Origin of the sequence: Marinobacter sp. UBA2498 (genome assembly GCF_002341575.1) — a bacterium.
Lineage (GTDB): Bacteria > Pseudomonadota > Gammaproteobacteria > Pseudomonadales > Oleiphilaceae > Marinobacter > Marinobacter manganoxydans.
In genome coordinates this window covers 486-10,022 of record NZ_DDOI01000136.1, presented here as the reverse complement: position 1 = coordinate 10,022, position 9,537 = coordinate 486, and the positions used below count along the sequence as shown (strand labels likewise).

The 9,537-nt window shown below is 55.0% G+C and carries 9 protein-coding genes and 2 tRNA genes; 3 read left to right on the top strand and 8 right to left on the bottom strand.

Annotated elements, in window-relative coordinates; translation table 11 throughout:
* A partial coding sequence (ubiT, locus tag B2W52_RS18630) for a ubiquinone anaerobic biosynthesis accessory factor UbiT (RefSeq protein WP_286803881.1) occupies positions 1-233 on the top strand: 233 nt, incomplete at its 5' end.
* 10 nt (positions 234-243) lie between these two features.
* Here the strand turns inward: ubiT and B2W52_RS18625 are convergent.
* Positions 244-2,232: a putative bifunctional diguanylate cyclase/phosphodiesterase gene (locus B2W52_RS18625; RefSeq protein ID WP_273069415.1), complete on the bottom strand. Its 1,989-nt coding sequence runs from the start codon at positions 2,230-2,232 to the stop codon at positions 244-246.
* Between the two features lie 785 nt (positions 2,233-3,017).
* Between B2W52_RS18625 and B2W52_RS18620 the strand changes: the two genes are divergently transcribed.
* Positions 3,018-3,344, top strand: a complete 327-nt coding sequence (locus B2W52_RS18620; RefSeq protein ID WP_081467548.1) for a carboxymuconolactone decarboxylase family protein — start codon at positions 3,018-3,020, stop codon at positions 3,342-3,344.
* Between the two features lie 77 nt (positions 3,345-3,421).
* On the opposite strand, the gene B2W52_RS18615 is transcribed toward B2W52_RS18620, so the two are convergent.
* The 3 genes from B2W52_RS18615 to ubiU all read right to left on the bottom strand — a co-directional run bounded on the left by B2W52_RS18615 (position 3,422) and on the right by ubiU (position 5,796).
* Positions 3,422-3,784, bottom strand: a complete 363-nt coding sequence (locus B2W52_RS18615) for a DUF488 domain-containing protein (RefSeq protein WP_008175419.1) — start codon at positions 3,782-3,784, stop codon at positions 3,422-3,424.
* A gap of 109 nt (positions 3,785-3,893) precedes the next feature.
* Complete coding sequence (locus tag B2W52_RS18610) at positions 3,894-4,787, bottom strand: U32 family peptidase (RefSeq protein WP_273069418.1); 894 nt, start codon at positions 4,785-4,787, stop codon at positions 3,894-3,896.
* Between the two features lie 13 nt (positions 4,788-4,800).
* Positions 4,801-5,796 (bottom strand): ubiquinone anaerobic biosynthesis protein UbiU, encoded by a 996-nt coding sequence (ubiU, locus tag B2W52_RS18605; RefSeq protein WP_273069419.1) that lies wholly within the window; start codon positions 5,794-5,796, stop codon positions 4,801-4,803.
* 342 nt (positions 5,797-6,138) lie between these two features.
* Between ubiU and B2W52_RS18600 the strand changes: the two genes are divergently transcribed.
* On the top strand, positions 6,139-8,154 hold the full coding sequence (locus tag B2W52_RS18600; protein WP_286803880.1) for a methyl-accepting chemotaxis protein: 2,016 nt from the start codon (positions 6,139-6,141) through the stop codon (positions 8,152-8,154).
* A 16-nt stretch (positions 8,155-8,170) separates the two neighbouring features.
* On the opposite strand, the gene B2W52_RS18595 is transcribed toward B2W52_RS18600, so the two are convergent.
* From B2W52_RS18595 to B2W52_RS18575, 4 genes are all read right to left on the bottom strand, one after another.
* Positions 8,171-8,680, bottom strand: a complete 510-nt coding sequence (locus B2W52_RS18595; protein ID WP_053114926.1) for a BCAM0308 family protein — start codon at positions 8,678-8,680, stop codon at positions 8,171-8,173.
* A 37-nt stretch (positions 8,681-8,717) separates the two neighbouring features.
* Positions 8,718-8,909: an SPOR domain-containing protein gene (locus B2W52_RS18590; RefSeq protein WP_053114925.1), complete on the bottom strand. Its 192-nt coding sequence runs from the start codon at positions 8,907-8,909 to the stop codon at positions 8,718-8,720.
* Positions 8,910-9,273: 364 nt separating this feature from the next.
* A tRNA-Arg gene (locus tag B2W52_RS18580) sits at positions 9,274-9,350 on the bottom strand.
* A gap of 25 nt (positions 9,351-9,375) precedes the next feature.
* A tRNA-Arg gene (locus tag B2W52_RS18575) sits at positions 9,376-9,452 on the bottom strand.
* Between the last annotated feature and the right edge of the window lie 85 nt (positions 9,453-9,537).

Sequence of the window (9,537 nt, the reverse complement as noted above, 5' to 3'; positions counted from 1 at the left end):
CCATTGGCTTCTGGGCCGGCCGACTCAGGGTGATCGACGGCCCCGGGGAGGCAACCATCCGGGGCTCGCTGACCGCCTTCAGAACCCTGGCAGAACGTCGACAGGACCCAGATCAGCTGTTTTTCCAGCGCAAGCTGGTTATCGAAGGTGACACGGAGCTGGGCCTGGGCGTAAAAAACCTGCTGGATAGCCTGGAGTGGTGTCTCAGTCTGCGAAATCTGTTGCGGCAATAGCTCTCTTGCGTTAGCGATGTTTTAGCCATTCGGGAAAGGGCCGCCAACTGGCAACCCATGCTGGCAGCTTTTCGGGCTCCATTGGCGGCGAGATGGCATAGCCCTGTGCGACCTCACAACCAAGCTCCAGCAAGATTTCACCCTGACGAACCGTCTCCACACCTTCCGCAATAAATTGTTTGCGAAATACCCGGGACAACTCGATAACACTCCGGAGTATCGAGTGGTTTTCCAGATCATTTTCGGCGCCAGAAACGAATTCCCTGTCGAGTTTCAGAGTTTCTACTGGCAGCTGTTTAAGATACGACAATGAAGAGTAGCCGGTTCCAAAATCATCGAGTGAGAAAACCACACCCAGAGCCTGGCACGCTGAGATGGTAGCCACGGCCTGCCCCAGATCACCCAGCGTTGCGGATTCAAGAATCTCAAGATCCAGTCGAGAGGGATTGATGTCCGGAAATTCCTTGAGAATATTTGCCAGGGTCTCAGGAAACGCCTCGGACTGCAGATGCAAGGCAGCAATGTTAACGCTCACCTTCAGTTCGAGGTTCTGCTGATCCCAACGTTGCATTTGCCGCAGCGATTCCCGCAGAACCCACTCCCCAACTGAGATGCTCAGATTGTGGTGTTCAATTGCCGGCAGAAACTTGCCCGGAGACATCAACCCTTTGTCCGGGTGTTGCCAGCGTATCAGCGCCTCAGCCCCGACGATCTCGCCCGTTCGCAGGTTAACTTTGGGCTGATACAGGAGCCGGAAATTGTTTCTGGTAAGGGCCTCACGGATTCCTGACAGAATTATCTCTCTGGCACGGTAACGGCCCTGTTCTTCAGCATCCAGATATAGCCAGTCGCCTTTCGCTTCGTGCTTGGCAAGGAACAGTGTCTGGTTCGCTTTGCGAAGCAGACTATCAGCATCCGAAACCGTCTGCTCCACGACAAACACGATACCGGCCGTGAATTCGACGATCACTTGCTGATCATTCAGATGAAAGGCCTGCAGGCCCGATAGGCGCAGAGCTTCGAGCGTGGATTCTATTTCGCTCGTATCTGGTAGTAGCAGTATAAACTCATCGCCCCCTGTTCGGGCGAGGCGGGCTCCCGACGGGATTGAATCAAGCCAACGTCGCGTGAGAAGCTTGAGGAAATAATCGGCGGTGTCTTCGCCGAGCGTGGCATTGATCATCACAAAATCATCAAGATCAATAGCAACCACAGCACCCGACCAGCCCGACCCACTCTGACCTATTCCTTGTAACTGCTTCCTGAGTGCTTGAACGATTCCATTTCTGTTTAACAAGCCTGTCAACGGATCCTCAAATGCGAGCGCTTCCAGTTGTATTTGATATTCGCTGGCCTGATTATCCAAGGCCTCCTTTATTTGCTCTTGCTGAAGACGGTGCAGTTCATCTTCGGTTCGCAGTCGCGCCATTTTTTCCCGCATCAACTGAATGGTGCTTGCAGACAATTTGCCATAGATTTCGAGCAGCGCGCTGACCAGCACAGAAATGGAACCGCTCAACTCGGAATCCACCTTCTCGCTCGCCTCTCCGACCGTTAGCCCCTGATCCATCGCCCGAATGGTAAGCGCCATACGTCGGTCTGATTCAAGAATATGAAAAGCCAGCCACTTGGTAAGATAGTCAAATAGCTCGGTCAGTTTTTCTTCGTGGGATCCAGGCCCTTGCTTGAGCATCTGAATTCGCGCAAAAAACATTTGGTGGTTGTCGTGGTGATTCTTGGCCATTTCCGAATCGCCCAGGGCGCGATCCCAGATCTGCTCTTCAAACTGGAAGTGATAGGATGCATAAGACAGCAGTTCGTCCATTACCCGATCTGCCGTCATTTCCGAAGCATCTGAGGCAAAATGCCACGCTAGTCGATTCAGAATCTCCACCAGGGCTTTATGCTGATCATCAATATCCCCAAACCCGGTCTCAAAATTCCTGTTCCAGGGAAAAATCTCGAAAGTCGTTGATCCGTCAAACTGTGATTTCGCCAACTGATATCACCTCTATCGAAAAGCCGGTAGTCACAGAATAGCGCAAGACGCAGACAACAACCTGCCGAATCGTTCAGCGCGACTAGTCAGTTAAGTCTGCACTTACCCATGATTAGGTGGACCTGTTATGGGTATCGCAACGACGCTGATAGTGGGCGAAAATTAAACAGCAAACTCTGGAACTCAATCTCGTTGAACCGATGAACAGCCTATCCCAAAACTCCCACAGGACGTTACAACCACCCACTTTGGTGGCTGACCGATTACAAACCCCACTCTGGGTTTTTGATATACAACATCTCAACATTGTCTGGGCCAATGCTGCTGGCGTGAGCCTCTGGGGCGCTCTGCTTTTGGCAGATGCTTTGCGAAAAAGGATTAAGGAAATGTCGTTTCCCCTGGTCGGCCATCAGACGATTAGTCTGGGGGTTGCTGAAGTTTCCCCCAATGAGCTGCCGTGCCAAGCTTTAATGCGAGCGGATATGGCGTTGTTCAAGGCCAAAGCCAATGGGCGGGACCGAGTAGAAGCCGCAGCCTAATCTCGCTGAACACTGGTAATTTCTCTGAAAAATTGCAAATAAGCCGCCAACACGAATAGTTGGTCGATTAGCATGTGCAAACTGACGCTATTGACGCCTGGATACGGCAGAGGCTGCATTATCTGAATGCATTTACCGATTCTATAATCCTGCAATGTCAGGTAAGGTTTTCGTTTAATATCAGAATCTCTTCACCGGTGAAACCGACCACGGAGGCTTGGCGGAACCCGCAAACGAGGCAATCAAATGAATAAACACGACAGCGAACTCCCCAAAACTTTCGTTGCCTTCAGCGAACGGTTTCCAGAGCTGCAACAAGCGCATAAACAGCTTGGTAAAGCCCTCGCCGATGCTGGCCCTCTGGATGAAAAAATGCGCGCTTTGGTAAAGCTCGGCGTTTGCGTTGGTGCGGGTCGCGAATCCGCGTTGAAGTCCCACATTCGTCGTAGTCTGGAACTGGGCCTCACACGTGAGGAAATCGAGCACGCGCTGGTGCTGGGCATGAATTCGATAGGCTTTCCGGCGACGGTTGCCGCTTGGCAGTGGGCTCAGGAAGCGCTCAGCCAGGAATAAGGTTCGCCGACAGACCAAGAAGGTGCGAGCGTTTTCAGCAATCTGGACGGCCCAACGGGCCGCCATTCTCCAATGATTCAGAGTTGGTCATTCAAAATATAATCCCGGAGCGCCACAGCATTGTTGTGCTCGGTATCCTTCGCAGCAAACACGAGCGTTATGCGGTCATGTTGCTCAAGCAGCTTCTTAAGTGCCTCAAGATCCTCGCTGGCATCACCTGATGTCAGCTCTTCAAGGTACCGCTCCCGAAACTCCGGCCATTTTTCGGGATCGTGACCGAACCACTTGCGCAGTTCAGTTGACGGCGCCAGACCCTTCAGCCAGTGAGCTATATCCGCATCTTCTTTGGCCACTCCCCGAGGCCAGATACGGTCAACAAGCAGCCGTGGGCCATCTGAGGTTGAGGGTTCTGCATAAGCGCGTTTCAGTCGGATATCCATAAGCGCATTCCTCCCGGATTTTCCAGAGAATAAAACTCGGGATATAGAGCAATCTCAGCAAACGACGCTAACAAAAACCAGCAAAAGTCGCAGGGGCGGTTTATCTATATCAAGTCGGGATCAGGTCCATCCCCGGCCTGCCATACCAGTACCCGTTACACGGTGGTGCCTCCACCAACTGCAGCGGGTCGGAGGCCGGCAGCTCGCCCCGGCGGACCTGATCAAAGCGTCTGACCACCGCCTCCATGCCCAGATATTCCGGGCTCAGGCGCACCGTGCTTACCCCCATACGCTCCATATCCGGCAGCTCCCTCATCAGATCGTAACGGGAGCCAGACAGGGTGGAAATTCCGTTGATGCGGAACAGCTCCTGGCTTTCCCGGGAGCGCAACTCCATGCCGTCCGGGTGCTGCAGGCAGCGGAACTCGCAGTTGTCTTTGGGCAGGTTGTAATGGCGCGCGGTAAAGCAGCGGGAGGACCAGGCCAACGGCAGGAAACCCCAGGAGAACACTTCGGCGGGAAGATCCAGTCCTTCCTGCTGCAGCTCTATGATTAGCTGCTCCAGGGTTTCCTTGCCCAGTTCTACAGGCAGGTTCCAGCCCTGTAAGCCCTGCTTTGTCAGGATTTTCAGGGTAGCGGTGTTGTAGATGTTCATGGACGGGCCGGTGACAAACGGTATCTTATTCCGGATGGCTACCTGCAGGGCGCTCTGGTCGTTGGCTTCCACCAGGAATTCATTCTGCTCACAGAACCGGCGCAGGCGACGCAAATCGGCCTCCGACTCAATCAGCGTGAGCGTGGAGAGCACCACATTCTTGCCACAGGCTTTCAGATCACGGGCCAGATCCAGCCAGTCATCCGGTTTCAGTTCCCGCCGGCGGGAGCACACCACCTCACCCAGATAGATGGTATCCACCGGCCACTCGGCGGCATTGGCATAGAAATCGAAAACGGTCTGCCTGGACCAGAACCACAGGATCGGCCCCAAGGATAACTTCAGCATGGATGGTGAAACCCTATTTCCATTTGCGATAGTAGGCGCCCAGTGTGGTCAGGCCGCCCTCGGAAAGCCCCGCCAGCGTCTGCTGCCATTGAGGTTCAACAGTAAAGCCCTCGGTGCCGGCTTCAAGATTGTCCAGGGCATGGCGCCAGGTTCTGGCTACATCTGCGATGTAGGCCGGGCTACGCTGGCGACCTTCAATCTTCACGGCACCGATACCCAGTGCCTGAAGTTCTGGCAACAGGTCCAGGGTGTTCAGGCTCACCGGCTCCTCAATGGCGTGATAAACATAACCCTCAACCTCAAAACGGCCTTTGCACAGAGTCGGGTAGCCGGCGGGTTCGCCCTGGCCATAACGGTCAATCAGGACATCATTAAGGCGCGATTCAAGCCCGTTCGGAGTCTCCTGCCAGCGGACCGCCTTGGCGGGAGAGCAGGCGCCACGGGTGTTGGGGGACTCATCGGTCAGGTAGGAAGACAGGTAGCAGCGGCCCTCGGCCATGATGCACAGGCTACCGAAGGCAAATACTTCCAGTTCGACCGGGCTGTATTTGGCCACACCGCGCACCTGGTCCAGTGACAGAACCCGGGGCAGCACGGCCCGGCGGATATCGAAGTTGTCCTTGTAGAAGGAGAGCGCTTCGTGGCTGGTGGCAGATCCCTGAACCGACAGGTGCCGGGGGATGTGCGGGTATCGGTTGGCGGCATAATCCAGCAGGCCCATATCGGCCAGAATAATGGCGTCCACGCCGAGACTTGCTGCGCGGTCTACTGCCCCCTTCCATTGCTCCCAACCGTCTGGCTGCGGGTAGGTATTGATGGCACAGAAAACTCTCGCGCCCCGGAGGTGGGCGTATTCAATCCCTTCAGCGGCGCGTTTTTCATTGAAGTTCAGGCCGGCAAACTGGCGGGCATTGGTGCTGTCTTTAAAACCGAAATACACGGCGTTGGCGCCGTTATCGACGGCGGTTTTCAGAGCCGGAAGGCTACCGGCCGGGCAAACGAGTTCCATGACATTCTCCACTGCAAGAATGCCTTTACCTTACCGTCACTTACGCAGTAACTGCCTTGACCATTGTCAGCACAGGTCGGAATGGCTTTTTGTATAAAACCTACCCCAAGTTGTCTCCACGCGCTGTCACAGACAGGCCAGCGATGGAAACTACCTCGTGAGTGGTACTCTGCGTACTCTTACTCACCTCCATTTTTTGTCAACCATATCAAGTTGTTAACAAACAATAACAACAACTTACACGTCCGAAACTACCCCTTCAGCTACCCCCTCACGGCGATAGAAAGCGCTCCCCATAGCCAGGGATAATACTGGCATTAACCAGACAAATAAGGCGCCGCCATGAACCTCATCAACAACCTCTCCATGCGGGGCAAACTGACCACTCTGGTGGTTCCGGCTCTGCTTGTTATTCTTTATTTTGCGATTGAAAGCATTGTTCTGAACTATGGCGAACTGAGCGACATGCGCCAGTTGCGTTCCATGGTAGAACTCGCCGAAACCGGCGATCCCCTGACCGAAACACTGCAGAAAGAGCGAGGCCGGTCTGCCGTCTTCTTTGCCAGCGAACCGGGAACTGATGCTGCCCGGCAAGCTGAACGGGATCTGGCCGAGCAACGGCGGCAAACTGACGTCCGTATCTCTGCCTATCACCAGGGGATCAACTCGCTCATGGCAGATGCCAGCTTTGAGAGCAGCGTGGAGGCGAGCATACAATCTGTCCGCCAGGGCCTGGATAATCTCGATTCCCTGCGCCGCGCGGTGGATAGCCGTAGTATCGCAGCGGGTGATTCAGCCACCCGCTACACCACTCTGATCATGGGACTGGTGGACCGAATTCCGCTTATTATCCGCGGTTCCACCGATCCCGAACTGACCCGGGAAGTTAATGCCTACTATGCACTCGCCGAAGTGGCCGAGATGGCGGGTCGGGAGCGTGCAATCGGCGCCTCACTGATTCGCAGTGGCGAATTTGATTTGCCAACTCTGCGCAGAATCGCAGGCCTCGCCGGGCAGCAGGACGGCTACTTCAATCAGGCACTCGCCATGTTTGCTTCCGGCTCAGAACTGCGCGAAAACCTGAAAAAAGGATTGAACACACTCGCAAGCCAATCGCTGGAAGAGAAGCGCCAAACCCTTTTCAGCAGCCCATCGGGCATGTATGCCCTGGAGGCTTCCGAGTGGTTTACAACCACAACCGATCGAATTGAGGGTCTGAACGGGATCCGTCAGTCCATACTGGAAGAGCTAAGCTCACTGGTGGAACACGGTGTTACCGATGCCCGTAATGATCTGGTCGCTGCGTCGGGAATTGCCGCAGGTTCAATCCTTATCGTTCTGGTACTGATGCTGTTCATTATCAGGGCCATCAACCAACAGGTTGGCAGCCTGCTGAGTGCTGTCCGGTTCGCCATGGACAACAAGGACCTGACCCGCGAGATTGAAATCTCCAGCCATGATGAGGTGGGCACCATTGGCAAGGCCATTAACGAGCTGTTCGGACGCTTTGGCAATGCCCTGCTCCACATCGACAAATCCAGCGTCCAGCTGGCCACTGCCACGGAAGAGACCAGCTCTACGGCCGGTCAGAACGCCAGCCAGGTGAAGAACCAGCAGCAACAGATTGAGCAAGTGGCGGCGGCGACCGAAGAAATGTCCGCCACCTCCGAGGAAATCTCACGGAACACCCAGCAGGTTGCTGATGCCGCACGCAGTGCCATGGAAAAAAGCCGGAGTGGCGAGCAGGTATTGCACGGAAGCGTGAGGAGCATCCGGTCGCTGGCCAGGTCGGTTCAGAAGGTGAACGAGGTGATCGAAGAGCTGGAAAGCCGCAGCTCAACCATCGCCGATGTGGTCGATGTGATCCGGAAGGTTGCCGACCAGACCAACCTGCTGGCGCTGAACGCCGCTATCGAGGCAGCGCGGGCTGGTGAGCAGGGTCGCGGCTTTGCCGTGGTGGCCGACGAGGTGCGCTCTCTCGCACAGCGGACACAATCATCGGCCCAGGAAATCGAGACTCTGGTAACGTCACTTCAGAACAGCGCCGGTGACTCGGTGTCCGCGATGGAGTCCAGCACCACCATGGCCTCGAACACCCTTGAACGTGCCACGGCAACCGGAACGACCATTGAGCGCATTGCCCGTGCTGTAGAGGAGATCAAACAGTACAACAGTCAGATTGCCACAGCTTCCGAACAACAGACTTCGGTGGCCGAGGAAATCAACCAGAACATTACCAGCATTCGGGATGTTACGGATCAGTCCGCCGCCTCATCGAACCAGACCGCCAGCTCGAGCAGCGAACTGGCAAGGCTGGGCAGCGACCTGCAGAACCTTGTTTCACGTTTCAGGCTGTAATTGAACAGCCTGCTGCCTAATCATCCCGATTCCAGTACACCCGAACGAGGTTCGATTCCTTGGTGTACTGGATGTCCAGATTACCGTCGTACGCTCGCTCAATAGCCTCCCCGGTGCCCCGGGGTAGATGCAGATCGGTGAATTTCACCACCAGCTCTCCCTCTGGACCGTCTTCCACACTCATAAGACGTTTCATCGGGTGCTCGAGCTTTTCTTCCTCGACCTTGTTGTGGATGAGTTTCAGGATTGCATCTCGATGCTTACCCAGAAAGCCCCCGGAGAGAGTCAGTATTCCAGCTGGCATATTATCCCGGATTCGCTCACAAGCCGGACACATAAGCTCGTTAAGCTCGCCTGCGGGTGGCGTTGCCCACTGCCAGCGCCCTTTATGGAAAGCTGCACCGCACTCGGAGCATATCGCTGGCTCCTTGGGCTTGGATCTGGCTACGTATGGATCGTGAATCTCTTCTTTGAGAAGCCGGTCATCCCGTCCGTGGCCAGCTGCAACACTGTCTTTGCCGCTCATGCCCTCACTCCTTTCCCTGATGACGGAATCTGGTCGTTCATTGCAGCCCGTGACGGTCAAAAATTTCCCTGACCTCACGTTCGGTCTCTGCAGGCACGATGACCTTGACCAGCTTGGCGTCTTCGTCGATGTAGATGTTATCCCGGGGAATGCCGGTCGCAATCAAGTCATCCCAGGTATTCTTGGCCTGGTCGCGATCCCGATAGGCGCCGTTTACTGTTTTGCTCATGAGTGAAACCTCCTGTTTGATTTCGATTTCCTTACATCTGAACGAATAGGCAGGGAGGGTGGAGCTGTGCAAATATTGATCAACCGGAAATTGACGGAGAGCAAGACTGGAAGGCTAAAGCAAAACGCCCCAGCCTGTGGGGTGCACAAACTGAGGCGCTTTGGACTTTATTTGGCACGGCTGGGAGGATTATTCGGGCCTTTGGCCCTCACCCCTTCGGGGTCGCCGTCGCATTGCTCCGGCGTTCCTCAACCCACTGCGTGGGTTTCGGTCGAACCTCTTATCGGTTCAAATCCTCCCAGCTATACAAAGCAAAACGCCTCAGCCTGTGAGGTTCACAAACTGAGGCGTCTTGATCTTAATATGGCGCGGCTGGGAGGATTCGAACCTCCGACCGCCTGGTTCGTAGCCAGGTACTCTATCCAGCTGAGCTACAGCCGCTTAAAACTTGTGGCAGGTTGATCGATGGCGCGGCTGGGAGGATTCGAACCTCCGACCGCCTGGTTCGTAGCCAGGTACTCTATCCAGCTGAGCTACAGCCGCACATTGATCACTTGCTTTGGTTGAGTGCTACTTCAACCTGTCTCGCTTTCCTCAAAAAAGGAAATGGCGGAGAGGGAGGGATTCG

What these genes read in the sequence shown, in the direction of transcription:
- ubiU (WP_273069419.1), bottom strand. Translation starts at nt 5,796, where the DNA reads ATGGAACTCGTTTGCCCGGCCGGTAGCCTTCCGGCTCTGAAAACCGCC.
- B2W52_RS18615 (WP_008175419.1), bottom strand. Translation starts at nt 3,784, where the DNA reads ATGGATATCCGACTGAAACGCGCTTATGCAGAACCCTCAACCTCAGAT.
- B2W52_RS18600 (WP_286803880.1), top strand. Translation starts at nt 6,139, where the DNA reads ATGAACCTCATCAACAACCTCTCCATGCGGGGCAAACTGACCACTCTG.
- B2W52_RS18590 (WP_053114925.1), bottom strand. Translation starts at nt 8,909, where the DNA reads ATGAGCAAAACAGTAAACGGCGCCTATCGGGATCGCGACCAGGCCAAG.
- B2W52_RS18595 (WP_053114926.1), bottom strand. Translation starts at nt 8,680, where the DNA reads ATGAGCGGCAAAGACAGTGTTGCAGCTGGCCACGGACGGGATGACCGG.
- B2W52_RS18610 (WP_273069418.1), bottom strand. Translation starts at nt 4,787, where the DNA reads ATGCTGAAGTTATCCTTGGGGCCGATCCTGTGGTTCTGGTCCAGGCAG.
- B2W52_RS18620 (WP_081467548.1), top strand. Translation starts at nt 3,018, where the DNA reads ATGAATAAACACGACAGCGAACTCCCCAAAACTTTCGTTGCCTTCAGC.